Annotated in this window: 25 protein-coding genes and 3 pseudogenes; 8 read left to right on the top strand and 20 right to left on the bottom strand. The window is 72.5% G+C overall.

The window, feature by feature from the left end:
- Positions 1–9 precede the first annotated feature (9 nt).
- The 14 genes from QF032_RS21425 to QF032_RS21360 all read right to left on the bottom strand — a co-directional run bounded on the left by QF032_RS21425 (position 10) and on the right by QF032_RS21360 (position 15,433).
- A complete protein-coding gene (locus QF032_RS21425) occupies positions 10–1,251 on the bottom strand; it encodes an acyltransferase family protein (RefSeq protein WP_307044825.1) in 1,242 nt (413 codons plus the stop codon).
- Positions 1,244–2,398: an alpha/beta hydrolase gene (locus tag QF032_RS21420; protein ID WP_307044824.1), complete on the bottom strand. Its 1,155-nt coding sequence runs from the start codon at positions 2,396–2,398 to the stop codon at positions 1,244–1,246. Before QF032_RS21420 ends, QF032_RS21425 begins: the two co-directional genes overlap by 8 nt.
- A gap of 175 nt (positions 2,399–2,573) precedes the next feature.
- Positions 2,574–3,455: an alpha/beta hydrolase gene (locus tag QF032_RS21415; protein ID WP_307044822.1), complete on the bottom strand. Its 882-nt coding sequence runs from the start codon at positions 3,453–3,455 to the stop codon at positions 2,574–2,576.
- A 368-nt stretch (positions 3,456–3,823) separates the two neighbouring features.
- The gene (kynU, locus tag QF032_RS21410) at positions 3,824–5,008 is read right to left on the bottom strand and encodes a kynureninase (RefSeq protein ID WP_307044820.1); all 1,185 of its coding nucleotides are present in this window, start codon (positions 5,006–5,008) and stop codon (positions 3,824–3,826) included.
- The gene (locus QF032_RS21405; RefSeq protein ID WP_306950263.1) at positions 5,001–5,846 is read right to left on the bottom strand and encodes a tryptophan 2,3-dioxygenase family protein; all 846 of its coding nucleotides are present in this window, start codon (positions 5,844–5,846) and stop codon (positions 5,001–5,003) included. Before QF032_RS21405 ends, kynU begins: the two co-directional genes overlap by 8 nt.
- Before the next feature lie 242 nt (positions 5,847–6,088).
- Positions 6,089–6,502, bottom strand: coding sequence for a DUF3151 domain-containing protein (locus QF032_RS21400; protein ID WP_307057099.1), 414 nt, complete (start codon positions 6,500–6,502; stop codon positions 6,089–6,091).
- A 137-nt stretch (positions 6,503–6,639) separates the two neighbouring features.
- Positions 6,640–8,106, bottom strand: coding sequence for an MFS transporter (locus QF032_RS21395; RefSeq protein ID WP_306950264.1), 1,467 nt, complete (start codon positions 8,104–8,106; stop codon positions 6,640–6,642).
- A 106-nt stretch (positions 8,107–8,212) separates the two neighbouring features.
- Positions 8,213–9,244, bottom strand: a complete 1,032-nt coding sequence (gene fbaA, locus QF032_RS21390; RefSeq protein WP_306950265.1) for a class II fructose-bisphosphate aldolase — start codon at positions 9,242–9,244, stop codon at positions 8,213–8,215.
- 315 nt (positions 9,245–9,559) lie between these two features.
- Positions 9,560–10,132 (bottom strand): orotate phosphoribosyltransferase, encoded by a 573-nt coding sequence (gene pyrE / locus QF032_RS21385; protein WP_057577908.1) that lies wholly within the window; start codon positions 10,130–10,132, stop codon positions 9,560–9,562.
- Positions 10,133–10,142: 10 nt separating this feature from the next.
- Positions 10,143–10,940, bottom strand: coding sequence for an aldose epimerase family protein (locus QF032_RS21380; protein WP_307044818.1), 798 nt, complete (start codon positions 10,938–10,940; stop codon positions 10,143–10,145).
- An 88-nt stretch (positions 10,941–11,028) separates the two neighbouring features.
- Complete coding sequence (locus QF032_RS21375; RefSeq protein ID WP_307057096.1) at positions 11,029–11,958, bottom strand: SRPBCC domain-containing protein; 930 nt, start codon at positions 11,956–11,958, stop codon at positions 11,029–11,031.
- A gap of 264 nt (positions 11,959–12,222) precedes the next feature.
- Positions 12,223–13,863 carry a polyamine aminopropyltransferase gene (locus QF032_RS21370; RefSeq protein ID WP_307057093.1) on the bottom strand — a complete coding sequence of 547 codons (1,641 nt, stop codon included), beginning with the start codon at positions 13,861–13,863 and terminating at the stop codon, positions 12,223–12,225.
- Positions 13,864–14,186: 323 nt separating this feature from the next.
- A complete protein-coding gene (locus QF032_RS21365) occupies positions 14,187–14,723 on the bottom strand; it encodes a DUF2617 family protein (protein WP_307057091.1) in 537 nt (178 codons plus the stop codon).
- A gap of 374 nt (positions 14,724–15,097) precedes the next feature.
- The gene (locus QF032_RS21360; protein WP_307057089.1) at positions 15,098–15,433 is read right to left on the bottom strand and encodes a hypothetical protein; all 336 of its coding nucleotides are present in this window, start codon (positions 15,431–15,433) and stop codon (positions 15,098–15,100) included.
- Positions 15,434–15,778: 345 nt separating this feature from the next.
- On the opposite strand from QF032_RS21360, the gene QF032_RS21355 reads away from it, so the two are divergent.
- The 5 genes and pseudogenes from QF032_RS21355 to QF032_RS21335 form a co-directional block, all read left to right on the top strand.
- Positions 15,779–16,237 carry a hypothetical protein gene (locus QF032_RS21355; protein ID WP_307044811.1) on the top strand — a complete coding sequence of 153 codons (459 nt, stop codon included), beginning with the start codon at positions 15,779–15,781 and terminating at the stop codon, positions 16,235–16,237.
- A 112-nt stretch (positions 16,238–16,349) separates the two neighbouring features.
- The gene (locus QF032_RS21350; RefSeq protein ID WP_307057087.1) at positions 16,350–17,549 is read left to right on the top strand and encodes a pyridoxal phosphate-dependent aminotransferase; all 1,200 of its coding nucleotides are present in this window, start codon (positions 16,350–16,352) and stop codon (positions 17,547–17,549) included.
- 156 nt (positions 17,550–17,705) lie between these two features.
- Positions 17,706–17,963, top strand: a complete 258-nt coding sequence (locus QF032_RS21345; RefSeq protein ID WP_103544659.1) for a type II toxin-antitoxin system Phd/YefM family antitoxin — start codon at positions 17,706–17,708, stop codon at positions 17,961–17,963.
- A 10-nt stretch (positions 17,964–17,973) separates the two neighbouring features.
- Entirely contained in the window at positions 17,974–18,234 is a 261-nt protein-coding gene (locus QF032_RS21340) for a Txe/YoeB family addiction module toxin (protein ID WP_067029017.1), read from the top strand.
- A 2-nt stretch (positions 18,235–18,236) separates the two neighbouring features.
- Positions 18,237–18,394: pseudogene (locus QF032_RS21335) on the top strand (aminotransferase); the annotation flags it as partial.
- A 219-nt stretch (positions 18,395–18,613) separates the two neighbouring features.
- On the opposite strand, the gene QF032_RS21330 reads toward QF032_RS21335, so the two are convergent.
- From QF032_RS21330 to QF032_RS21320, 3 genes are all read right to left on the bottom strand, one after another.
- Positions 18,614–18,970: a UPF0158 family protein gene (locus tag QF032_RS21330; protein ID WP_307060331.1), complete on the bottom strand. Its 357-nt coding sequence runs from the start codon at positions 18,968–18,970 to the stop codon at positions 18,614–18,616.
- A gap of 42 nt (positions 18,971–19,012) precedes the next feature.
- On the bottom strand, positions 19,013–21,109 hold the full coding sequence (locus tag QF032_RS21325) for a hypothetical protein (RefSeq protein WP_307057084.1): 2,097 nt from the start codon (positions 21,107–21,109) through the stop codon (positions 19,013–19,015).
- Positions 21,110–21,434: 325 nt separating this feature from the next.
- Positions 21,435–21,989 carry a Uma2 family endonuclease gene (locus QF032_RS21320; RefSeq protein ID WP_307057082.1) on the bottom strand — a complete coding sequence of 185 codons (555 nt, stop codon included), beginning with the start codon at positions 21,987–21,989 and terminating at the stop codon, positions 21,435–21,437.
- A gap of 173 nt (positions 21,990–22,162) precedes the next feature.
- Here QF032_RS21320 and QF032_RS21315 point away from each other — a divergent pair.
- Positions 22,163–22,600, top strand: a pseudogene (locus tag QF032_RS21315) (aminotransferase class I/II-fold pyridoxal phosphate-dependent enzyme); the annotation flags it as partial.
- 17 nt (positions 22,601–22,617) lie between these two features.
- Here QF032_RS21315 and QF032_RS21310 read toward each other — a convergent pair.
- Both QF032_RS21310 and QF032_RS21305 read right to left on the bottom strand, forming a co-directional pair.
- Entirely contained in the window at positions 22,618–22,968 is a 351-nt protein-coding gene (locus tag QF032_RS21310; RefSeq protein ID WP_307057081.1) for a hypothetical protein, read from the bottom strand.
- The gene (locus QF032_RS21305) at positions 22,965–23,450 is read right to left on the bottom strand and encodes a prevent-host-death family protein (RefSeq protein WP_307044799.1); all 486 of its coding nucleotides are present in this window, start codon (positions 23,448–23,450) and stop codon (positions 22,965–22,967) included. Before QF032_RS21305 ends, QF032_RS21310 begins: the two co-directional genes overlap by 4 nt.
- An 81-nt stretch (positions 23,451–23,531) precedes the next feature.
- On the opposite strand from QF032_RS21305, the pseudogene QF032_RS21300 reads away from it, so the two are divergent.
- Positions 23,532–23,969, top strand: a pseudogene (locus QF032_RS21300) (aminotransferase class I/II-fold pyridoxal phosphate-dependent enzyme); the annotation flags it as partial.
- 315 nt (positions 23,970–24,284) lie between these two features.
- Here QF032_RS21300 and QF032_RS21295 read toward each other — a convergent pair.
- Positions 24,285–24,839, bottom strand: a complete 555-nt coding sequence (locus QF032_RS21295) for a YbjN domain-containing protein (RefSeq protein WP_307057079.1) — start codon at positions 24,837–24,839, stop codon at positions 24,285–24,287.
- Between the two features lie 141 nt (positions 24,840–24,980).
- Here QF032_RS21295 and QF032_RS21290 point away from each other — a divergent pair, with 141 nt between their 5' ends.
- Positions 24,981–25,511 (top strand): hypothetical protein, encoded by a 531-nt coding sequence (locus tag QF032_RS21290; RefSeq protein WP_307057077.1) that lies wholly within the window; start codon positions 24,981–24,983, stop codon positions 25,509–25,511.
- The last annotated feature ends 35 nt before the right edge of the window (positions 25,512–25,546 follow it).

Here is a 25,546-nt window from a genome sequence, read left to right as displayed (position 1 = left end):
GGCCCAACCCTAGGCACTGCGGGCCGCCTTCGGCTCCGGCCGGTGGGAGCGGTGGGAGCGGTGGTGGACGCGTACCACCGTGGAACGGCGGCCACGGGAACGGCGGCCCCGGGAACGGCGGGTCCCTTGCTCCAGCCCGTGGAAGGCCGCCCGGCACACCACCAGCGCCAGACCGAAGACCGGCAGCCACAACAGGCGGGCCGCGACCCAGTCCAGCCCGTCGGGAACCGTGTGCAGGCCGGGCAGCCGGCCCGCCGTCAGGGCGGTCGCGGTCGTCGCCATCATGGCCGTCTGGTGCCAGAGGAACACCGTCATCGCCGAGAGGTTGACCAGCGCCACCGCCGCCCAGGCCAGGGGCCGCCGCATGGCCCGGCGCAGCCGGTCGCGCAGCAGCAGGGCGAGCCCGCACTGGGCGAGGCCGAAGGCGACGGCGGCCAGGGTCGGCGGGTTGAGGTTGGAGACCGCCGCGCCGGGCACGCCCACCATCGACGCCGGATAGCCGGCCCAGCGCACGAGCACCGCCGCGGCCACCGCCCCGCCGACGAGCAGCGTCCAGCCCGCACGGGGGCGCTCCAGCTCACCCCGGGTCCACGCCGCGCCCAGGGAGTACGGCACCAGCCAGCCCGCGGCCAGGTTCACCCAGCCGAGCCACGCCGGGCCGCCCAGGCCGAAGCGCACCACATCCACGTGGAGGACGACCGCCAGTGGCCACAGCGGGTTCAGCCGCGTCACCAGCGGGGTCGCCGCCGTCAGCATGGCGAACACCAGCAGGAACCACAGCGGCGACAGCGCCAGCTTGACCACGGTGTGCACGGTGACGAAGGACGCACCGCCCAGCAGGAGGCCGGCCGCCGCCACCGTCCACACCGCGAGCATCGCGGTGACCGGGACGAACAGGCGGCCCAGACGGGCCCTCAGCCACGCGCCGTAGCTCACCCCCCGGGCCCGTGCCGAGGCGAGGCTCCTCGTCGCCACATGGCCGCCCACCATGAAGAACACGGCGAGCGTCTGGAACGTCCACGACACCGGGGCCAGCCACGGCATGGCGGCCAGCGGGCTGGCGGCGCGCAGGGAGCCGCCGTCGGCGACGAGCGCCGTGACCAGCCAGTGGCCGAGGACGACACCGAGGATGGCGAGGGCCCGCAGCGCGTCCACGGCCCGGTCGCGCCGCGCGGGCGTCGCGTCGTCGATGCGGGCGGCGGCCCGCCGCAGTGCCGACCGGGGTCGCCGCCCATCCTGGGTGTCAGGCACGGGTCACCTCCGAGGTCGCGCCGAGGACGATCCGGGCGATGTTGGCCAGCGAGACCGAGCCCGGTCTGAAGTAGTCGCTGTGGCCGCCCGGCCCGGCCGCGAAGACACGGGCTCCGAACGACGGGGACAGCGGGTCGGTGCCGAAGCCGACGGTCGTGCCGAAGAGGTCGGCGCTGACGTGTGGGACGTCCGCCACCCAGTCGTCGCCGCCGCGGGCCGCCCAGATCCGCGCCCGGGTGTGCAGGTCCGCTGCCGAGGCCGCGCCCGTGCCGGGGCTGCCGAGCAGCACGAGGTCGCTCACGTCCAGGCGGGAGGCGGCGCGGCCGCACACGACCGTGCCGTACGAGTGACACAGAAGGGTGACGCGGGCGTCCGGGCCGGTGACGGCGGCCAGCCCGGTCAGGAACGCGAGGAGGCCGGGGGCCGCCTCCTCGGCGCGGGCCGGAGTGAGCACGGTGGTGCTGATCGTGCCGGGGGTCGTGTACCCGAGCCAGGCCACCACCGCCGTCCGCTCGCCCGACCCGGACCCGGGCCGACCTGCCTGCCCGGCCTGCCCGGCCTGCCGGCTGAGCCGGTCGTGCAGGGCGGCCGCCTGGGCGTGGAAGCGCTCGTAGGTGTCCAGGGAGGTGTCGGAACCCGGCACCAGGACGGCGACGCGGTCGGCGTGCGCGAGGTCCCCGAACACCTCGACCGCCCGGCCGAGTCCGCGGCCGTCGAAGGAGAGCAGTCTGCGGGACGGGGCGGCCAGCGCCCGCTCGGCGGCCGCACGGTGACGGTCGCCGTGGGCGGCCGCCATCCGGGACGCCAGCGCGGCGTTGGCCCGGTGGGCGGCGTAGGTCCGCTCCAGCGTCGCCGCCGTCACCGCGGGGAGGGCGGCGGGGGCGGGGGCCGGGATCCGCGGCCGGGCCGCGGCCGCGGTGAGGGGGACGACCACGGCTGCGGTGACGAGAACCGCCAGCAGGACACGGACCCAGCGCCGCCCCCGGGCCGCTCCACCGAGCGCCGCCGCTCCACCCGTCGCCGCCGCTCCGCCCGAGGCCGCCACCCCGCCCGAGGCCGACGCTCGGCCCGGTGCCGTCACACCGCGCCGGGCCGTCGACCCCTCCCGGTCCTCTCGGCGCCGTCCGCCCGCACGTAGCTCGGCCATCCCGTCCCTCCCCCGCCATGTGCCCGGTCATCGGGCCTTGCTGGCTTGGAAGTTACGGATCGAGCCGTGTCGTTCGCGTCCCACCCGGGAGCTGTCTTGCGACGTAGCTCTCAGGTACTACGGGTACGACACCTACGGGGTACGCACCGCCGCATACCGCACGGAACTCAGGTGCTCACCACGCCAGTTGGGCGATCTCCTCCGCCACCACCGCGCACGCGTCCGCCGCCGGGTCGATCAGCGGGAAGTGGCCCACGTCCTCGAGCAGGGTCAGGCCCACCACCTCGCCCGCCTTCGCCGCCGCGTCCGCGTAGGCCTCGGCGACCGCCTGCGGGACGACCTCGTCGGCACGACCCTGCACCAGCGTGGTCGCGACGCCCGTGGGCAGCAGCAGGGCGGGATCGGCGTACGGCCGCCGCACCTCGAAGTGCTCGTCACCGCCCAGGAGTTGGCGGGTCGCCCCGCCGCACACGTCCAGCTTCCCGGCGACCGCGAAGTCGGCGATCGGGGCCAGCGCGACGACGCCCCGCAGCGAGGTCGGGTCACCGGTGCGCCAGGGCGCGTCGGCCGGCAGGAGATGCCGGGCGGCCGCCCACAGCGCGAGATGGCCGCCGGCCGAGTGGCCGGTCAGCACCGTCCGGCGCGCGTCGGCCTGCGGCACGGCCGTCCGGGCGAGGCCGGGAAGCGCGTCCAGGGCGGCCGCGACGTCGTCGAAGGTGTCGGGCCAGCGTCCGGCGACCGGAGTCGACCCCGGGTCCGAACTCCCGTCCCCGCGCCGGTACTCGACGTTGGCCACCGCGAAGCCGCGCCGGGCCAGATAGCCCGCGAAGGGTGTGATGTGCCGCCGGTCGTAGGGTGCCCGCCAGGCTCCGCCGTGCAGCACGACGACGAGCGGGACCGAGCCGCCCGGGCCGGCCTGCGCACGCGGGACATAGAAGTCGATCACCTGGTCGGGGTGGTCGCCGTACGCCGCGGTGACGTCGGGCTCGACGGGCGGATGCGCGAAGGCCGACGCCTCCTCGGCGGCGGCCCGGGCTGCGACAACGTCGTCCGGCATGCTCCAACCTCTCAGCGGCGAAGAAGATTTGGCGGACCAGGAGAGAATTCGGCCGTTGGCCGGGACGGTACCAGGCCCGTGACGTGCGCGGACACGCGGATGTCACGCACGGTGAGAGGTAAACGGTTCTGCTGATCCGTCACCCCGGCAGGCCCGCCCGCCGGGAAACCCCCAGGGCGTACCCCTAGGTACGCCCTGGGGACCCTGCCGGTTCAGCCGACCGGGTCACTTCGCCAGGTCAGCAGATCCTCCGTCAGGTCAGCGCAGATCCTCCGTCGGATCAGTGCTGTTCCTCCGTCAGGTCAGCGCTGTTCCTCCGTCGGGACGGCGCTGTTCCTCCGTCGGATCAGTGCCGCCCCTCCGCCAGGTCAGCCCAGTTCCGCCGCCAGCGTCCGCGCCGCCCGCTCCACGTCCGCGAACCCGACGTACAGCGGCGTGAAGCCGAACCGGAGCACGTCCGGGCTGCGGAAGTCGCCGACGACCCCGCGCTCGACCAGCCGCTTCATGACGTCGCCGGCGTCCTCGCAGCGCAGCGCCACCTGGCTGCCGCGCTCCTCGTGACGCACCGGAGTCAGCGACTCGACCCGCCCCTCGGGGACACAGGCGGCGACGCACTCCAGAAAGAAGTCCGTCAGCGCCAGCGACTTGGCGCGCACCGCCGCGATCGACACGCCGTCCCACACTTCGAGGGCCGCCTCGAGGGCGAGCATCGACAGGATGTCGGGGGTGCCGACGCGCCCGCGCGCGGCGCCCGCCGCCGGCTCGTACGCCTCCCGCATCCCGAACGGCTCGGCGTGCGAGTTCCAGCCGGGCAGCGGGGAGTCGAAGCGGTCCTGGAGACCGTGGCGGACGTACAGGTAGGCCGGCGAACCGGGGCCGCCGTTCAGGTACTTGTAGGTGCAGCCGACCGCGAGGTCCACACCGTGCTCGTCGAGGCCGACCGGCAGGGCGCCCGCGCTGTGGCACAGGTCCCACACCGAGACCGCGCCCGCCGCGCGCACGGCGGCGGTGAGCGAGGGCAGGTCGTGCAGCCGGCCCGTGCGGTAGTCGACGTGGTTGAGCAGCACGGCGGCCGTCCGCCCGGAGAGCGCCCCAGGGACCTCTGCCGGATGCACCGGCCGCAGCGTGCGGCCGGTCAGACGGGCCGCCGACGCGGCGATGTAGCCGTCGGTGGGGAAGGTGGCGGCGTCGACGAGGATCTCGTCGCGGGCGTCGTCCACCAGACGCACCGCGCCCACCAGCGCCTTGAGGACGTTGACGCTCGTGGAGTCGCCGACCACGATCTGCCCGGCCGCCGCCCCCACCAGCGGGGCGATCCGGTCGCCGATCCGCTCGGGCGCCGTCCACCAGCCGCTCTCGTCCCAGGAACGTATCTTCAGCGCGCCCCACTGGCGTCGCACGACGTCCTCCACGCGGCCGGGGACGGACCGCGGGAGCGCGCCCAGCGAGTTGCCGTCCAGGTAGACCCCGTCGTCGAGCACGAACTGGGCGCGCTTGACGGCCAGTTCGTCGCCCGCGTCCAACTGCTGTGCGGTGCGGGCGAGGTCAGACATGGGACCTCGCCGTCCACAGCTCGGGGAAGACGTTCTTCTGCGCGCGCTTCTCCAGCCAGGCCACCCCGGCCGAGCCGCCGGTGCCCGCCTTGGCGCCCATCGCGCGACGGGTGGCGACGAGGTGGTCGTTGCGCCAGCGCCACACCAGCTCGGCGACGTCCGTCAGTGCCTCGCCCAGACGGGCGACCTCGTCGGACTCGTCGCCCGCGTACACGGCCGTCCACACCGCCTCGACCTCCGCCGAGGGCTCGTAGCGCCCGGAGACGTCCCGCTCCAGGACGGCGGACGGGATCGCGTGGCCGCGCCGGGCCAGCAGCCGCAGCACCTCGTCGTACAGGCTCGGCTCGTGCAGCGCCTTCTCCAGCTCGGCGTGCACGCGCGGCGCGGCGCGGTGCGGGACCAGCATGGACGCGGACTTGTCGCCGAGCAGGAACTCCATGCGGCGGTACATCGCGGACTGGAAGCCGGAACCCTCGCCGAGCGCCGAGCGGTACGAGTTGAACTGGGCGGGGGTCAGCTGGGCGAGCGGCCGCCAGGAGGCGTTCAGCGCCTCCAGCTCGCGGACCGAACGCTTCAGCGCGTCGACCGCCACCGGCACCCGGTCCTCGCGGAGCGCCTGCGCCGCGGTCTCCCACTCGTGGACGATGACCGTGAACCACAGCTCCATCACCTGGGTCGTGACCAGGAAGACCATCTCTCCGGGATCGTCGGAGAGGGTGTGCTGGAGGTGGGTGAGCACGTCCGCCTTGACGTAGTCCTCGTACGGCGTCGTGCCGGCGAAGTCGAGATGCGGGGTCTCGGGCTCCGAAGCCTCGTGGGGCTGAGCCTGGTGGGACATCGCTGTCTCCTGTTGTACTCCGGGTAGCGGTCCGCCCCTGCCGTTACCGACACGGGGGCCCCGGTCCCCACGGCCACATAGTGCGCAATGGCATCCCGAAAACGCAAGGCCCGTCCGGTCACACCGGACGGGCCGCGCCCTAGCACACGGACGAACGCGCAGGTGAACGACTGTCCCAGGGCCTGGCCCCGGGGCTGGCCCAGGGACTGGCTCAGAGCCTGGCCCAGGGACTGGCTCCGGGTCTAGCCCAGGGTCTGGGCGGCCGTCGGGGAGGAGTCCTTGAGGAACTGCGAGCAGCGCTCGTACTCCTCCTGCTCGCCGATCGCCTGCGCGGCGCGGGCGAGGGCGTGCAGGGCGCGCAGGAAGCCGCGGTTCGGCTCGTGCTCCCAGGGCACCGGTCCGTGCCCCTTCCATCCGCTGCGGCGCAGGCTGTCGAGGCCGCGGTGGTACCCCGTACGGGCGTACGCGTACGACTCCACCACACTGCCCCGCTCGAACGCGTCGTCGGCGAGCCGGGCCCAGGCCAGCGAGGACGTCGGGTACTTCGCGGCGACGTCGGCGGGCGCCGTCCCGTTCGCGAGGAGCGCGCGCGGCTCGGGGTCGTCGGGCAGGTGGGTCGGGGGCGGGCCCCCGAGGAGGTTCTCGTGAATCGACATGGCTCCAGTCTCCTCCACTCCCCGCCCCGCGCCAGACGCCCGTCCGCCGGACCGGCGCCCCCTACACCGCCGGACCGGTGCCCCCCTACCCGAGTCGCTCGCACGCCCGATGCCCCACTCCGCCGGACCGGTGCCCCCTACCCGAGTCGCTTGCGCGCCTGTTGCCCCTCGATCGGCGGGGCCAGGACGCTGCCGTGCGTCCTGCACTCCGGCCTGCGGCATTCCGGCGGCGGCCGCCGCACGGTGAGGAACGCCGTCAGCGAGCCCGCCGCCAGCGCCGCCGCGCAGATCACCATGGCCTGCCCGAACGCCTCGTCGAAGGCGTCCGCCGAGCGGTACGTCTCAGGGCCCATGCCCGTCAGCAGGGGCAGCGCGGCGACCGCGACCAGGCCCGCCGCCCGCGCCGCCGCGTTGTTGACTCCGCTGGCCAGACCGGCCCTGCCGACGTCCACCGAGGCCAGGACGGTCGCGGTCAGCGGAGCGACCAGCGTCACCATGCCCAGGCCCAGGACGAGCACCGCGGGCAGCACGTCCGCGACGTACGAGGCGTCCGGCCCGACCCGCAGCATCAGCAGCATCCCGGCCGCGCACAGCAGCGGCCCGACGGTGAGCGGCAGCCGCGGCCCGATCCGCTCGGCCAGCTCGCCGGAGCGCGCGGACAGCAGCAGCATCAGCACGGTCGTCGGCAGCAGCGCCGTGCCGGCGCCGAGGGCCGACCAGCCCACCACCGTCTGCAACTGGACCGCGGAGAGGAAGAAGAAGCCGCCGAAGGCCGCGTACACGCACAGCGTGACCAGGTTGACGGCGGTGAACTGGCGGGACGCGAAGACGTCCGTCGGCATCATCGGGTCCGGCCGCCGCCGCTCCACGACGACGAACGCCGCCCCGGCCGCCACTCCGGCGACGCCCGCCGCCACGACGGCAGCCGAACCGCCCGGCGCCTCGATCAGCGCGTACGTCACCAGCGCGAGCGCGAGCGCCCCGAGCACCGCGCCGAGGACGTCGAACCGGCCGTGCGCGAGCCGGTCCCGCGACTCGGGAACGTGCCGCAGCGCCACCGGCACGCACACCGCGGCCAGCGGCAGGTTCAGCAGAAACACCCACCGCCAGCCCGGACCGTCCACCAGCCAGCCGCCCAGGAACGGCCCGACGGCCGCGCCGACGCCCCCGAACCCCGACCACAGCCCCACCGCCCGCCCCCGGTCGTCGGGGTGGAAGGAGGCCTGGATGAGCGCGAGGGAACCCGGGGTGAGGAGGGCGCCGCCGACGCCCTGCAGCGCCCGCGCGGCCACCAGCACGCCCGCGTTCGGGGCCAGCCCGCACAGCAGCGAGGCGGCGGCGAACCACACCACCCCCACCACGAACACCTTGCGCCGCCCGTAGCGGTCGCCGAGGGAGCCGCCGAGCAGGATCAGCCCGGCCAGCGTCACCATGTACGCGTTGACGGTCCACTGCAGGGCGGCGAGGTCGGCGTCCAGGTCACGGCCGATGCGCGGCAGCGCCACGTTGATGACGGTCGAGTCCAGCAAGGCCATGCTGGAGCCGAGCACGGTGGTGAGCAGGATCCATCTGCCGCGGGGTGAGGCCAGCCGGACGTCGGGCATGCCCCCAGGTATACAGCGAGCCCGGCGTGTCAGACAGGATGCTGACGAACGCCGGGCCCGGTGCGATGCGAGTCCGTGCGGTCCCCTGGGGGACCGCACCGGAGGGTTACTTGATCTTCTGGCCCGCGGAACGCAGGTGCTGCGTGGCCTCGACGACGCGCGCGGCCATGCCCGCCTCGGCCAGCTTGCCCCAGGTGCGCGGGTCGTAGGTCTTCTTGGAGCCGACCTCGCCGTCGACCTTCAGGACGCCGTCGTAGTTCTTGAACATGTGGTCGGCGACCGGACGCGTGAAGGCGTACTGCGTGTCCGTGTCGAGGTTCATCTTGACGACGCCGTTGTCCAGCGCGGTCGCGATCTCCTCCGCGGTGGAGCCGGAGCCGCCGTGGAAGACGAAGTCGAACGGCTGGGAGCCGGCCGGCTTGCCGTACTTCGCGGCGACGCCCTCGTTCAGCTCCTTGAGCAGGTCGGGACGGAGCACCACGTTGCCCGGCTTGTACACGCCGTGGACGTTGCCGAAGGACGCGGCCAGCAGGTAGCGGCCCTTCTCGCCCAGGCCGAGCGCCTCGACGGTGCGCACGGCGTCGTCGACGGTCGTGTACAGGGAGTCGTTGATCTCGTGCGAGACGCCGTCCTCCTCGCCGCCGGTCGGGGTGATCTCCACCTCGAGGATGATCTTCGCGGCGGCGGCGCGGGCGAGCAGTTCCTGCGCGATGGCCAGGTTGTCGGCGAGGGTCTCGGCGGAACCGTCCCACATGTGGGACTGGAACAGCGGGTTGCGGCCCGCCTTCACGCGCTCCTCGGAGACCGCGAGCAGCGGACGTACGTACCCGTCGAGCTTGTCCTTCGGGCAGTGGTCCGTGTGCAGCGCCACGGTGACCGGGTACTTCTCGGCGACGATGTGCGCGAACTCGGCGAGGGCCACGGAACCCGTGACCATCTCCTTGCTGTACTGGCCGCCCAGGAACTCGGCGCCACCCGTGGAGATCTGGATGATGCCGTCGCTCTCCGCCTCGGCGAAGCCGCGCAGCGCCGCGTGCAGGGTCTGCGTCGAGGTGACGTTGATGGCCGGGTAGGCGAACTTGCCTGCCTTCGCCCGGTCGAGCATCTCGTTGTAGACCTCGGGGGTTGCGATGGGCATCTGTCCGCTCCTTGATTGTGCGGTCGGCGATGTGCGTACTGCGGCCCTGACCTAGACCTTGGGGTTCGACGTCGTCGTCGGCCCCATCTTCCCAGACCTGCACGAATGGTCCAGGCCCTGTCCACAGGGCGGGTCGGGCACAGCCCCGGGGCTGGTCGGGCACGGCCCCAGGGCGGGTCGGGCACGGCCCCAGGGCGGGTCAAGGCGAGAGCCCTGGGCGGGCCGGCCACGGCCCCGGAAGGGTCGGGCACGGCCCCAGGGGGGTTCGGCGTGAGCCCGTGCGCCGGTCGGGCGAGAGCCCTGGGCGGGGCCGGGTCAGTCCAGGCCGAGCTCGTCCTTCGAGAAGGCGAACAGGTAGGGCACGCCCGCGCCCGCGCGGATCTTCTCGTCCGCTCCGGTCGCCCGGTCCACGATGGTCGCCACCGCCACCACCTCCGCGCCCGCCTCGCGCACGGCCTCCACCGCGGTCAGCGGCGAGCCGCCGGTGGTGGAGGTGTCCTCGACGACCAGGACCCGGCGGCCCCTGATCTCCGGGCCCTCGACGCGCCGCTGGAGCCCGTGCGCCTTCGCCGCCTTGCGCACGACGAAGGCGTCCAGCCTGCGGCCGCGGGCGGCGGCCGCGTGCAGCATCGCGCCGGCCACCGGGTCGGCGCCCATGGTCAGACCGCCCACCGCGTCGAAGTCGAGGTCCGCGGTGAGGTCGAGCAGCACCTGCCCGACCAGCGGGGCGGCCTCCCCGTCGAGGGTGACGCGGCGGAGGTCGACGTAGTAGTCCGCCTCCAGCCCCGACGACAGGGTGACCTTGCCGTGCACCACGGCCTTGTCCTTGATCAGCTGCAGCAGCGCGCCGCGTGCGCCGGGCGGCGTTGTTCCGTTGACGTCCGTCATGCCCCTCAGCTTAGAGCCGCGACCAGGACCAGGTCGTCGCGGCCTCGAGCGGCTCCAACGGCGTGACCAGGCGCGGGAGGGTGTTCAGTCCGTTCGGCGGGCCGGTCTGCGGCTCCACGCACACCGCCGCCTCCTGCTCGTCGTAGACGACGACCCACTTCTCGGGACTGGTCACCTTCAGCTCCAGCTGCCCGGGCCAGGTGAGGGTGACGTCGACGCCGCCGGGCATGCCGAAGCAGTCGTCCCACGGGCCCGGCTTCGGCTCGACGCGCTCACCGGTCGGCAGATGGTCGTCGCCGCGCTGCTCCTGCCAGGCGGGGTCGAAGGCGACCCGCACGTCCTGGGCGTCCGGGCCGCCCAGGTTGCGGTTGAACCAGGGGTGCCAGCCGATCTGCGCCGGGAAGGAGGAGTCGTACGTCTCCACGGACATCCGGATCGTCAGCGCGTCCTCGGTCAGCGCGAACACCTGGGTGACCAGGCCGGGGTAGGGCCAGGGCGCCACCAGTTCGTACGTCAGCACGACCTCGTCGGCCGTGCGCCGGGCGACTTTCCAGGCGCCGTCGCGGGCGGTGCCGTGGATGGCGTTCGGCGCGGCGTTGAGCGGCATCCGGTGGACGGTCGCGCCGTTGTGGAAGTACCCGTCGCGGATCCTCCCGCACCAGGGGACCATCGGGAAGCAGCCGAACCGCTCGCCCTGGCGCAGCAGTTCGAGGCCGCCGACGCGCAGCCCCCCGACCCGGCCGCCGTTGCCCGGCTGCACGGTCGCCTCCGCGTCGCCCGCGGTCAGCGTGATCTCTTCGTCACTCACGGGACGACCCTACTGGGGCGGTCGGGGCCACCTGAGGAGCAGGGCCCGCGGACGGGCCGGGCCGCCCCCGGACCGGCCCCGATCCGTCCTAACCGCGCCGGCGCAGCGCCCTGCCGACCACGATCGCGGACGCCACGACCAGTGCGGCCGCCGGGGCCGCCCACCGCAGCGCGCTGTTCGGCATGACGGTCTGCGGGGCGGGGACCGGCGCGTAGCGCCCGCGCGGCGGAGCGTGGTCGACCTCCTCGGCGCTGCGGCCGATCATCGTGCGGCGCGCGTGCGCGGCCTCGGCGGGCGGCTGCGCGGGGCCCGTGAGGTCCTCGAGCTCGGAGGGGAGCGCCGCCGTCTCGAAGACGGTCGCGGGGACCACGGGTTCGTCGACGTCGTCCGCGGCGTCCGGATCGGCGACGTCGTCGGACGCACCGGCGTCTCGCGCGTCGGCGTCTCGCGCGTCGGCGTCCCGATCGGCGTCGTCCCTGGCGTCGGGGGTGCCGGCCACCGGGGCGGCGGCGTTCTGACCGTCCTGGTGATCGCCTCGGACGTCGTCCTCGGGGCCGGTGCCGTCGCTCGTGCCGGATTCGGTCTGCTCGTCCGCGGCGGCCGACACTCCCAGATTCGCCGCGAAACGGTTGAGCAGCCGGGCAACCGCCGAGTCGACCGCCTCGGAGGGCAGTTCCGCGACCCGGCCGTCCGCCGACGCCGTCCCCTCGAAGCGCAGCGTGGTGCCCGCGTCGGCCTCCCGCAGCCGGAGGGCGAGGCTCAGCTTGACCGTCCCGCCGCCGCGGACCTCCGTCCCGTCGCCCTCCACGGCGTAGCCGCCGTTCTCGCGCGCCGAGACGCGTGCCGTCCCCCGGTAGGTGATGGTGTGGCCGCCGATCCGCACCTTCAGCCGGCCCGCGACGGGCTCGGTGCCCGCGTCCTGCTGGAGCCCGGGAACCGCACGGGCCACCTGCGCGGGATCGGCGAGGGCCGCCCTCAGTCGCTCGGCCGGAACCGGAACGAACACCTCTTGCTCCATAAGTCCCGAGCCTACCCACGCGGGACCGGAAAGCACCCGGCGAAACCGGATTCGGCCTCCCCCGGGACCGGGCGGGTGGTACGCCCCGCACGACCGCGTCGACGCCCCGCTCCCCGTCCGGCGACCGGCCGGTTCGCCTTCCGCCGCCGGGCGCGTCCCCTTTACGGCACGCGGCGTCACGTCAGTACCTCGCCCGCCCCGCGTCACGCCAGTACCTCGGATGCACCGGCGTCATGCCAGTACCCCCACCGCACCGGCGTCAGGTCAGTACCGCGGGTGCACCAGCGTCGAGGACGGCACTCCGGACACCCGGTCCGCCTCGGCCGCCCGGGCGTCCGCGATCAGGGCCGCCTGGGTCAGCGTGCGCGGAGGGCGCTCGCGCGCGTCGAGGCGCATCGGCGGGCGGGCGTCGGCGGCGGCCAGGACGAAGCCCCAGTCGCGGGGGGCCCGGAAGGCGTCGCCGGCGAGGCGGTCGGGGCCGCCGGTGCGGCCGGTGCCGCGGCCGTCCACCCGGTAGGGGGTGGTGTGCAGGCCGGCCGCGCGCAGCGTCGCCTCGACGGTCCAGAACACCCGGGGCCGGCTCGCGACCGGTCCGGCGTGCACCACGAGGCGGCCGCCGGGAGCCAGGACGCGGCGGGCCAGACCGTAGAACTCCTGGGAGTAGAGCTTGGTGCTCGCCGTGATGCCGGGATCGGGCAGATCCGCGACGACCACGTCGTACGTCGCCGGAGGGGCCCCGCGCAGCCACTGGAAGGCGTCCCCGGCGGCCACCAGGACGCGCGGGTCGCCGAAGGCGTGGCCGTTGAGGCTCGACAGGGCCGGGTCGGTGCGGGCCAGCCGGACCAGTCCGGGGTCGGGCGCGACGACGTCGACGCGGCGCACGCCGGGCCGGCCGAGGGCTTCGCGGGCGGCGAGACCGTCGCCGCCGCCGAGGATCAGCACGCGCGCGTGCGGGCCGCTCATCGCCGGCTGGACGAGCGCCTCGTGGTACCTGCGCTCGTCACGGCCCGCGAAGCGGAGGCGGCCGTCCAGATAGAGGTCGAGGGGGCGGCCGTCGGCGCCGCCGGTCAGCACGATCTCCTGGACGCCCGTCTGCACCGCCACCCGCACGTCGCCGCCGTACACCGCCTGCCTCGCCGCCCGTTCGAAGTCGTCGACGAGGACGGCGGCGGAGGCGAGGACGCCGAGGACGGCGATGTTGGCGAGGAGCAGGAGGCAGCGGGCCCGGCAGGTCAGGTCGCGCCGGAACAGGCCCAGCACCAGGGCGGCCCCGGCGACCACGTTGACCGCGCCCACCAGCAGGGAGCTCGTCAGCTGGCCGAGGAACGGCAGCAGCAGGAACGGAAAGGCGAGGCCGCCGACCAGCGCGCCCACGTAGTCCGCGGCGAACAGGTCCGCCACCGCGCCGCCCGCGTCCTGCCGCCGGATGCGCTGGATCAGCTCCATGAGGAGCGGCGCCTCGGCCCCGATGAGCAGGCCGATGGCGAGGGAGAACGCCACGAGGAGGATGCGGGAGCCGTCGGCCCACAGGCCGCCCCAGCCGCCCGTCCAGGCGAACACGGCGTACAGCGCCATGGCGCTGCACCCGCCGACCAGGGCGAGGGCCGCCTCCAGGACTCCGAAGCCGGCCGCGGCGAACCGGCGCAGCCGTTTCGCGACGAGGGAGCCGAGGCCCATCGCGAAGACCATGACCGACAGCACGACGGAGGCCTGGGTGACGGAGTCGCCCATCAAGTAGGACGCCAGCGCGACCAGTTCGAGTTCGTAGACGAGACCGCAGGCCGCGCAGACGAAGACGCACGCGAGGACCATCAGCCGCCCGGTGTCCGGCCGGACGGGGAGCCGCGCGGGACCCCGCCAGGGCGGCGGAGCGCCGGGCGGGGCCGGTGCGTACGGTTCGATCACGACTGCGACGTTACGTCACGGCACGGGTGCCCTTCGTCACCCACACGTGTGGAACTCGGGGCGTCCGGGCGGTCACACGTTTGAGTCACCGCAAGGCGGGCCGCCGCCGGGTCCCCCACCCGTCAGGCCCGCCGGCGACAGGCGGGCCGATGCCGTGCCCGGCCGAGGACAGGCCAGTCCGGCGACAGGCCCAGCCGGCGACAGGCGGGCCGCCCCCGGCCCCGCAGCGCGTCGCCCACACGGCGTCGCCCCACCGGTCCACGCCCCGCCCTCGCCGTTCCTGGCCGGTCCTGGCCCACCGGTCCTGGCCGCCGGTCCACGCCTCACCCGCCGGACGGGATCTCGGCGCACACCGGCACGCGCACGCCCACCCGCGTTCTCGTCGCCACCAGCTGCCCGTCCTGCGGGTACGCGTGCCAGGTACGCCAGTGCACATGCCCCTCGTGGCGCTGGGCGAGCAGTGCGGTGAAGGCGTGCGGGCTGCCGGGGAAGACGCCGGCCAGACCGTACGGGTGCTCGGAGACGAGGGCCAGGAGCTCCTGGGCGCGGCTCGCGAACTGGTCCGGCGAGAGCTCCTCGACGCGCGCCGCGAACTCGTACTCCCAGCCGCCGACCCGCTTGGCGACGCCCAGCGGGAGCGGGGTGCTGCTGCCCGGGATGCAGGCCACCGTCTCCGAACAACTGGCCTGCTCCTCCTCCAGCAGCACCTGGTGCGACGCACCGAGCAGTCTCAACTGAAGCTTGGAGTTGTTCAGTTCGAGGTCGAGGGTGGCGAGGGCAGGCAGCGGTTCACGCCCCAGTGCCCAGGCGAGATCGGCCGCGCGCGTGTCGGTGTAGGAGGTGTTCAGGGTCGTGAGCATGGGTCGGCTCCGCGGAGACGCAAAGAAGAGGAGGAAGGTCCGGCGCACCCCGGTCGACACCGGGAACCGCCCCGGTCAGCCCGGTCCCGGGAGGTCGTCCGCTCGGGACGCCCGAAGGGTGTGAGGGGCTGCGTCGGTGTTTTAGAGGGAATCATGAAGTGTGGGGCCGCAACAGCGTTTTTACCCAACTTCATGGGGTTTCCATCCCTCGGGGGGCTCCACAGCTCAACTGTTCAACCTGGGCGTACGCCCAGGCGGGCGGGGCACATGCCGTTCGCGCCCGCCCCGGGCACATGGTGTGACCGCGGGGCCCGTGGCCGGCCGGGCCCCGCGGTCCGGATGCGGCTCCCCGCGGGGAGCTCAGCTGCCCCGTGTCAGCTGCCTCCGCCGCATCCGCCGCCCCCGCCGCAGGACGATCCGCCGCCGCACGACGAGCTTCCGCCGCAGGACGAGGACGAGCCGCCGCACGAGTGCCCGCCGTGGTGGCCGCCATGGTGCCCGCCGGAACTGCCGGAACTGCCGGAACTGCAGGAGGCGCCGCTCCCGCCGGCCGCGCCGCCCGCCCACCAACTGCCGGAGCTGCTGGAGGAGTCACCCCCGCGCGACCGGCCGCCGCGGCGGGACCGCACGGAGCTGCGATTGCGCGCGTTGGCCGCCACGGCCACCACGAACCCGATGACGATCACCGCCAGGATGAGGCCCAAGAACATGGCGTCACCCTCCTTCCCTGTCCCCCGAAGCGGCCCCCCGTGGGCGCCTCGCGCGGCGTCCGAGCGCCGCGTGAACGGGGGATGCCCGCCCCGCCCTGCGGCCAAAGCAGAGTTGAGGAACTCCAGAGGGTTCTCTCGGGCAACGGCCACCGCCCTGCGCGGAAGGGCAGTTCATGGGCCGTCAGAGTCTCACCGGGCCGTCTGTGGGCCGTGTTCTTTCCCTGCGACGAGCCGCCACGTGCCGCCGAGTGCTCCGCTTGCGGATCCGCACGCCCGCACGAACGCTGGAGTGGAGGGGAGGGACGCGAACGCCTGTCCGGGCGTTCAGAAAAGGAGACGGATCACATGTCTGTTCGAAGCATGACGTCAGCACGGCTCACGGACGGCCGCCCGCAGATGTTCGCGGGAAGCAACCATGGGCTGTTCACCAGGTGGAAGGTGAGCGAGCTCCCGAGTGCCGCTTGGACCTCCTGGCAGTCGTTCACCTTCGACCACGGCGGTGTGGTGTCGCTCGCTGCGGCCCCGCTCACGGACGAACGGCCGCAGATATTCGCGGTGACCGACGGCGGCGAACTCTGGACGACCTGGAAGGTGGCCACCGACGCGAGCGCCGCCTGGGCCGACTGGACAAAGTTCAACGGCCTGCCCGGATCAGCCCGCAGCGTAGGTGTGGCCACCCTGACGGACGGCCGTCCACAGATCGTGGTCGGCACCGACACCGGTTCGGTGTCCTCGTGGAAGGTGAGCACCGATCCGGACGCCGCCTGGTCCGACTGGTCCCCCTTCGACGGTCCGCCCGCCTGATCCCGAGACATACGACGCTCGGCCGGGGTCTCCCCAGCCGAGCGTCTTGCGCGGGGCCGTTCTCCCCCGCGTGCTCCGCGGTGAGTTGAGGACTCCGGAGCTTCGGCGCAGGATGACGGCCATGACCTCTCCCGCGCGCCCCTTCCTGAACCGCCGTCTCGCCGAGTTCGGGACGACGATCTTCGCCGAGATGTCCGCCCTCGCGACGACGACCGGCTCGATCAACCTGGGCCAGGGCTTCCCCGACGCGGACGGCCCCGAGGAGGTCCGGGAAGCGGCCGTGCGGGCGCTGCGGGACGGACGCGGCAACCAGTACCCGCCGGGCCCGGGAGTGCCCGAGCTGCGCACGGCGATCGCCGACCACCAGCTCCGCCGTTACGGCCTCTCGTTCGACCCGGACACGGAGGTCCTGGTCACCGCGGGCGCCACGGAGGCCATCGCCGCGACGCTGCTCGCCCTGCTCGAGCCCGGCGACGAGGTGATCGCCCTGGAGCCGTACTACGACTCCTACGCGGCCTGCATCGCGATGGCCGGCGCCACGCGCGTGCCGGTGACGCTGCGCCCCGACGCCGAGCAGGAGCGCTTCCGCCTCGACCTGGACGAGCTGCGCGACGCGGTCACCGACCGCACCCGGCTGCTGCTGATCAACACCCCGCACAACCCGACCGGCACGGTCCTCACCCGCGAGGAACTGACCGCGATCGCCGAGCTGGCGGTGGAACGGGACCTGCTCGTCGTGACGGACGAGGTGTACGAGCACCTGGTCTTCGACGAGGCCGCACACGTGCCGCCGGCGACGCTGCCCGGGATGCGGGAGCGCACGGTCACGATCGGCTCGGCCGGCAAGACGTTCTCCTTCACCGGCTGGAAGGTCGGCTGGGTCACCGGTACAGCAGAACTCGTGACCGCCGTCCGGACGGCCAAGCAGTACCTGACCTACGTCAGCGCGGGCCCGTTTCAGTACGCGGTCGCCGAAGCGCTGCGCCTGCCCGACGCCTACTTCTCGGCCTTCCGTGACGACCTGCGGACCAAGCGGGACCTGCTGAGCGCGGGACTCGCCGACGCGGGCTTCCGGGTCTTCCGGCCGACCGGGACGTATTTCATCACGACCGATATTCGTCCGCTCGGCGAGTCCGACGGCTTCGCCTTCTGCCGCGCCATGCCGGAGCGCGCGGGCGTCGTCGCCATCCCGAACGCGGTCTTCTACGACCACCGCGAGGCGGGCGCCACCTTCGTCCGGTTCGCCTTCTGCAAACGCACTGAGGTGTTGACGGAAGCGGCGGAACGGCTCCGCAAGGCGTTCGCACACTGACCGCCGCCCTGTGGGACGGCCGTCGCATCCCTCTTTGCCTGCCGTCCCGCCACGGAACTCTCGTGCCCGGAACCGCCCGGTGACGGCCGTCATTCTGCCGCTTGCCACACCACAGGCGTCGACGTACAGTTTCTTGTACGTCAAGGAGGGTTGATCGTGAAGACCATGACCTATTCCGAGTCGCGCGCGCGGTACGCCGAGGTGCTCAACTCCGTCACCGACGACCGCGAAGAGGTCGTCATCACCCGGGCCGGACACGAGCCGGTCGTCATAGTCTCCCTTGAGGACTACGAGTCCCTGAAGGAGACGGCCTACCTGCTCCGAAGCCCCGCGAACGCCCGGCGCCTGCTCGCGTCCATCGACGAGTTGGAAAGCGGCGGCGGCACCGTACGCGAGCTGGCGACCGACGAATAAGGGCCGCGAGTTGAAGATCACCTTCTCCTCCCGCGCCTGGGAGGACTACCTGTGGTGGCAGCTTCAGGACCGGAAGATCCTGAAGCGCATCAACACGCTCATCGCGGACATCGCCCGGAACGGCAACGAGGGGATCGGCAAACCGGAACCGCTCAAGCACGGATTCCAGGGCTACTGGTCACGTCGCATCAACGACGAGCACCGGCTGATCTACAAGGCCACCGAGGACGGCGTCCTCATCGCACAGTGCCGCTACCACTACGAGAGCTGACCTGCCGTGCGCTGCCGGAGCGCTGCGGGGTGGTCGCGCTCCCGAATGCGGTCTTCTACGACCGCCGAGAGCAGGGCTCACCCTTTGTCCCCTTCGCGTTCTGCAAGCGGACAGGGTGTTGGAGGAGGCGGCCTCCCGGCTCAAGACGCTGGCCGCCTGACAGCCACAGACGTACCGGTATATGCACTGGGCACACGGCCTCGTTGCTCCGAGCCTCCGCGCACCCGCACTCGACTGCCGCCTGGTCGACCGGGACACCGGTGATCGACGGTCATCACGCAGCCCGCCTGTCGGCGGACACGCTTCACTCAGCGATCAACCTGCGCCGCCAGGCCCGGTGACAGCGCCCCGGATCGTGCAGGCCAGGGGCAGCAAAGAGTCATACCAGCCCTGAGGGATTCGAACCCGAGCTGGGCTCTACGAAGAACGTGACGCGCGGGCAGTAGCCCTCCTCTGCCAGCCAGGCGCGAGTCCGGCCGCGCTGTCGCTCATCGCGGAACCGGTGGTACCGGCTCCAGGAGCGCTCGTCACCGGCGAGGACGTCCTTGAAGCGCCGGAAGGCGCCCCGCCCACCGATGGCGATCCGCAGACTGTCGGCAAGGGCGGCGTCCTCGACCTCTTCGGTGAACAGCTCCATGTCCCGGTAACCGGCCCGGGACCCCAGAGCCGGCACGTACAGCCATCGCTCGGGATCGTCGTCCTCCTCGGCCTCGGGCTCCGTCCGGCTCCGTGCCAGTGCCGGCGCACCCGGCGCCTGGGGGCAGGCGGTGTTGTCCGGTCAGCGGTGCCGCTTGCGGCCGCTCCTGCCTGAGGAGGAGCGCCGAGCCTTCCGGGCGCGGCCGACGCGGGCGCCGTGGGTACCCAGTGCCCGGGCCGCCAGCTGCCTGAGCTCGTCGAGTCCGGCCCGGTCCGGGTGCGCGGAGTCCAACACGGCGGCAATCGCGTCCCTGGCCTGGGAGCCCTGGGCGCGCAGCGTCTCCTCGGCGCCGTCCGTGCCGCCCGCGAGCTCCACGAGCTGAAGCAGGCTCTCGGCGAGCACCAGCAGAGACTCTGCATCGGTCATGTCCGCTGGGGACAGCGACTCACGGTGCGCCAGCGCGTTCAGCGCCAGCGGCGCCAGCTGTGTGTCTCGCCGCAGCGTGCGCAGCAGCCGCTCGCCCTCACCATCCGGCAACGCCGCCAGCAGCACGTCGAGCATCGCCTGCGCACGCGTGCGGAAGGTCATGGTCCTCACGGCATCGGTCAGCTGCTGAAGGGCGCCTTCCCGCTCGCCGCGGGCCGTGATCCAGTCGGCCAGCTCCGTGCGGGCGGTGTCCGGGTCGTAGTCCTCGGCCAGCACCCCCAGCAGGCCGGCCGCCGGTGCCTGGGCCAGTTCACCGACCAACGGTGCGTCCCTGCCGGCCGCCAGCAACCGCTGTCGTACGGCCCGGGTACCGAGCTCGGTGAGACGGATGAGTTCGACCGGCCCGGCGGCCAGCTCCTCTCTCCGGGCATCGGCACGCTCCCGCGCCACCGGGTCCGTTGCCGCGCCCGCGACGCCCAGCAGCTCCGCGAGCTCCGGCGGCATGTCCGCGAGCAGTTCGGGACCGGCATCGGAGAGGTCGATGTCGAGAAACACCGGATCGGCCATCCCACGGTCACGCTCGATCGCGCCCAGGTCGTCCAGCAGGTCGAGCACCGTGTGCAGGGCCCGGTCGGCGTGCTCGAACCACATCCGGTGCTGAAGGACCGACCCGGCGTCGAGCTGGAAGGAACTCCGATAGGCCAGGTGTACGGTGTCGCGCAGCCGCGGCCAGGGCATCGGGTACGGCAGGCTGTAGAGCGTGTTCAGCACGTCGTCCAGGACGTCCTCGTAGACGTCGAAGAGCATCGACTCGATGTGCCAGCCGCCGCGTGCCCCGATCAGGGCCTGCCGCAGCTCGAAGCACGCGTCGAAGGCGCGCAGCCACAGCTGGAGCGGGTCGGCCAGCACCGGCCGGGCCTTGGCCACCGCGTACAACCGCCCCTTGACCACCCGGACCAGCCGTGCCTTCTTCGCCCACTCGACCAGCAGCCCCAGCCGCGGCAGGTCGGCCGAAGAACGCACCCCCTCGATCCTGTCGCCGGTGCCGAGTACGTCCACCAGCTCGCGGGCCTCCGCCATGCGCAGCCGTCCCGTCGCCGTCACCGGGCGGCCGCCCTGCCCCGCCCATTCGGCGAATCCGCGCAACTGCGCCACGGTCGCCGACGCCTCAGCCCGTCGGCGCAGTTCGTCGTCCGAGGGAAGCATCACGGGCAGTTGCGGCTCGGCCCGGGCCCCGTCGGACAGAAGGCGGCCGGACAGCCGCCGTTCCATGATCGCGGCGAGATCCTGTCGATCGTAGGCGACCTCCCCGCGCTGCGCTCGGTCCGCGAAGCACTGAAACGCCGCCCCGTCCTGGATGTCCACGCCCTGCTCCGCCGCCGTCATCGCCCAGAACTTCGCCAGTCCCCAGCGAGTGCGGTCCGTCATCGCCGCCAGATGCCGTTCCGCGACCCTGTCGACCGCGGCAAGGGAATCCTGGAGTGAGGGGCCGCGCGGGTCCGCCAACTGCGCGGCGTGCAGATAGCGCAGCAGCGTGCGCAGGGTGCCCGGGGCGTCGGCGCGTTCCTCCCCCGGAGCCTCGGTGACCTGCTGGGGAAGCCAGGAGAGCAGTAGCTCCTCTACATGGCGCGACTCCCACAGCCCCAGTCGGCCGTCGGCAGTCGCCAGGTGCCGGTAGTCCAGCGCCGCCTCGGCCAGGAACCCGTCCACCGGCAGCCCCTGCTCCCCGGCCCACCGAACCAGGCGGTCGACCAGCAGCCCACGCGCCGCCTCGAACTCCTCCTCGGCCTCGGGTTCACACCGCATCCGCATGAAATCTCGTCCACCTGTCTGCAGCAGTCATTGCCGTGCCACGCTATCGCCGAACGGGGGCCGGCGACTCGGCCGAGGAGGAGCGGGCCCGCTGCTTCAGGGCAGTACGTGGTGGTTGTCGCCCGCAGCAGACGCGGCTTCGAAGCTCCGTGCGGCGAACCGGACTTCGTCGCACGGACTCACGGCACAGAACGGCACGCCCCCTGGCCGATCCCGATCGACGAAAAGCCGGACCATCCCAGCCGACTGCTGCCCCGACCAGGAACGACCACGTCCGGCGACGACGGTGCCGACGGCACGGGCCTGGCCGGCGGGGAGTCCCTCGTCAGCGAGCGTCCGCCTCGGGCTCCGGGCGCTGGAGTTCGTCGAGGTCGAGGGTGAAGGTTCGGCCGTCGGCCAGGGGGATGGGGAGCTTGCCGGTGCCGTACTTGTGGGTGTGTGCGGCGATGTAACCGGTGACGGTCGGCTGGGTGTGAACGACGACTTCCTGAGCGTATGGGTCCACGACCAGGTAGATCGGGATTCCGTAGCGGCCGTACTTCGCGGTGCAGTCGTCGTAGTCCTTGCGCGCGGAGGAGGTCGAGACGACCTCGGAGATCAGCAGGACGTCCTCGAAGCTGTAGCGCTTGCCTTCCCTACGTGCGTCCTCGCCCAGGATCACCAGATCCGGGGCGCTGTTCTCGTCGGCGGCGAAGTCGATGTAGACATCGGAGGCGGTCTTCGCATGGCGCCCGAGGGACACGATCGTGTCGTACTGCATCGACTTGATCGTGCTGGAGTGCTCTTCGCTCCGCGGGGTCATGATCACCATTCCGTCGGCCCCGAACAAGACCGTGTACCCCTTGGGGAACTCGGTGTGCACGATCGCGTCGACGCTCACGGACGGCCCCTCACCGTGTGTGGTCAGGATACGACGGACAGTTCCGCGTCACCGAGCCCGTCGGTACGGCAGGCAGACCGGTCCGGACAGGTTGTGCGGCCCGCTCACCGCCGATGCCGGAGATCCGCAGCGGGGCCTGTCGCACGATAGAGGAATAGGTAGGCCAACGAGGTGTCGGCTGGGTCACCGGTACAGCAGAACTCGTGACCGCCGTCCGGACGGCCAAGCAGTACCTGACCTACGTCAGCGCGGGCCCGTTTCAGTACGCGGTCGCCGAGGCGCTGCGCTTGCCGGACTCGTACTTCGAGGAGTTCCGCGCCGACATGCGGGCCAAGCGGGAACTGCTGGCGGGCGGCCTGGAGCAGGCGGGCTTCAGGGTCTTCCGCCCGGCGGGCACGTACTTCATCACCACCGACATCCGCCCCCTCGGCGAGAGCGACGGCTTCGCCTTCTGCCGTGCGCTGCCGGAGCGCTGCGGGGTGGTCGCCATCCCCAACGCGGTCTTCTACGACCACCGCGAGCAGGGCGCGCCCTTTGTTCGCTTCGCGTTCTGCAAGCGAACAGGCGTACTGGAGGAGGCCGGGCACCGCCTCAAGACACTGGGCGCATAGGGCCCTGGGCCGTCGGGCTATTCAGTGTCCTTCGGGTGTCGCGGGGAGGCGTACACCAGGATCACAGTGGTGGTGTCCGGGCTGACCAGATAGCGGACACGGCCGCCGCTGGTGATCTCGTACTCCCACTGCTCCAGCTCGAAGCCCTTCCATTCTCTGGTGGCGTGCCTGCCGCGGAGCTGGTGCTGGCGATTCCAGTTGGCCCGCGCCAGCGGGTCCGCACGAAGGGCCTCCAGGCAGCGATGCGCGCTCGGCAGCGCCACCCGACACAGCTCCTCCCAACCGGTCGCGGCCTCCGTCGTCCCGTGGATGACGTTCCATCCGCTCAGCGGAGGCACACTGACCCGATCGCCTTTCTTCGGGTTCACTCGTGCACCTCGACCGGGCCGAGGTCGACGCCACCGAGCGGACGGAGTGCTTCCCTGAGCTGGTCAGGGTCGGCGTTGATGCGGGCGGTTGCCCGCCACGAGACGATCGCTCGGTGCACAGCCTCCCTGGCGCCCAGCTCAGCGGCGTCGGACAGCGCGTCCAGGAGCTCGACGGTGAATTCCCGGACTTCTTCGTCGTCCAGGTGACGGACCCACGGGAACACCTCAGGCAGCGCGAGCAGAAGCGACCTGGCGCCACCGTCCTGCTTCATCAGGGCAAGGAACAGCCGGGACGCCGTGGTCAGGTTTTCTTCGCTGCGCTCTGCGTGTATGGCCGTGGTCAGCACCATGTCAGGCGCGTCTCGGTGCGTGACACGCAGACATCCCAGGGCGGCAGCCCTCGCGGCGACCGCCTTCGGATTCCGGGACAGATCGGTGAACGAGACGGATTCCGATTCGGATACCGAGTGCACGATACTCATACTCAGACTGTACTCTGACTACACTCTGATTTCTATGCGAGACGGCAACCAGCCAGGAAGAAGTGGGTGCGTGAACACGGAGTGGCATGGGTCACCGGCGCCCCCGGTCTCGTCGCCGCCGTCCGCTCGGCCAAGCAGTTCCTGACGTACGTGGCCTCCGGCCCCTTCCAGTACGCGGTCGCCGAGGCCCTGCGCCTGCCGGACGCGTACTTCGAGGAGTTCCGCGCGGGCATGCGGGCCAAGCGGGACCTGCTGGCGGCGGGGCTGGCGGACGCGGGCTTCGGGGTGTTCGTGCCGACCGGCACCTACTTCGTCACCACCGACATCCGCCCCCTCGGCGAGACCGACGGTCTCGCCTTCTGCCGCTCCCTGCCCGAGCGGGCGGGTGTCGTCGCCATCCCGAACGCGGTCTTCTACGACCACCGCGACGCGGGCGCCCCGTTCGTCCGCTTCGCGTTCTGCAAGCGGACGGGGGTGCTGGAGGAGGCGGTGGGACGTCTGAAGGCGCTGGCGGGCTGACGACAGGCCCCGGGTGCCGTCCACGAAAGGAGGGCGGGCGTTTCCCGGCGGTTCCGACCTCCGGACGTCGTCTTCCGTCAGCTCGGCAGAGGCGTCGTACTCGACCGGTACGGATGTGCCCGGCGGGCAGGCGCTCGCGGCGGCGCTCCAGGTATCCCGCGGCTTCGAGCTCCCTGAGTGCTCGGGAGACCGGGGCCACGCCTGTCGCGCCGCCGACGCCCCGCGTCTGTCGGGGAGGCGGGCCAACGCCGAGGGGCGTCCGTCCACAGGGTGTGGACGGACGCCCCTCGGCGTACTGCAGGCAGGTCGCCGGTGCTACTCGGCGCCCTCGGCACCTTCGGCGCCGTCTTCGGGCTTCTCGTCGGCCTCGTTGACGGCCGACTCCAGGCCCATCTGCTCCACGAGCCACTTGTCGAACTCGATGGCCGCGCGCACCCAGCTCACCGTCGAGGAGACGAACAGCTCGATGTTGACCCCGGCGCCGATCAGCAGCTGCGCCTCGCCGATGAGGCGGACGGTGCCGTCGTCGTGGGTGTGGGTGTAGACCTTCGGCCACAGGGTGCGGCGGTTCCAGTCGTCGATCGACTCGAGCAGCTGTGCCTTGTCGTCGATCTTGTGGGCCCGGTCGAAGAACGTCCGCACCGAGTAGACCGCCTGGTCCCCCTCGCCGCGGAACATGAAGTACGTACGGAACTCCTCCCACGGCGCCGCGAGGTCACCCTCGTCGTCGACGACGTACTTCAGCTCCATCTGGTCGAGGAGCTGCTTCACGAGGTCCTGATCCGGGACGACGGGGCCCGCCGGTCCACCCTGGGGCTCCGGCTCTGGCTGGCCCCCGAAGTTCGGAATCGAGGACGGGTCGATGCTCACCGTGATTTTCCCTTCGTACGGATCCTGCCATCCTCCCCCATGCGGGGAGGGGGGTGGCAAGCCCCGCCGGGGCTGTCAGCCCTGAGCTGACATGATCCCGCCTGTCGTACCAAGGGGCGGTGGCGGATGGAGGGGGATCGCGTGGCGAAGAACCGGCGAAGCGACACGGGCGAGCGGCCCGGGGCGGACGTGCGGCCGGGGCCGGCGGGCCGGACCAGGTGGGCTCTGGTGGCGGCGATCCTGGCACTTCCGGTGCTGGTGGTGGTCGGCCTGCTGGTGCTGGCGAGCGTCTGGGTGCTCACCGACGACGAGGAACTGGACGGGACCCGTCTCAAGGACGTGCCCTGCGCCCAGGCGCTGGCGTTCGGCGGGGCCGAGCTGCCGACGGACGTCCGGGACGCGAAGTGCACGGTGCAGTCCTGGCTGGACACCGACTACCAGGCCGACTTCCGCATGCCGCGCGCGGGCGTGAGCGCCTGGCTGACGGACGCCTACCCCGAGGCGCCCCGGCCGGGAGGCCCGGGAGCCAAGGCCTGCGGGTCCGGCGTCGACTACTGCTTCCAGCTCGACGTCACCGAGCGTCCGGGGGTGGACGCGTACTACGTCAACGTGAACGTGACGTACGAGAACGCCGAGACCGCGCGGGTGCGGTACTCGGCGTTCACGACGTGACCTGAGCCGGAGCGGGAGTGGGAGCGGGATCCGGA

The sequence above is a fragment of the Streptomyces achromogenes genome (assembly GCF_030816715.1).
Lineage (GTDB): Bacteria > Actinomycetota > Actinomycetes > Streptomycetales > Streptomycetaceae > Streptomyces > Streptomyces achromogenes_A.
This window is presented reverse-complemented; position numbering and strand designations above follow the sequence as displayed.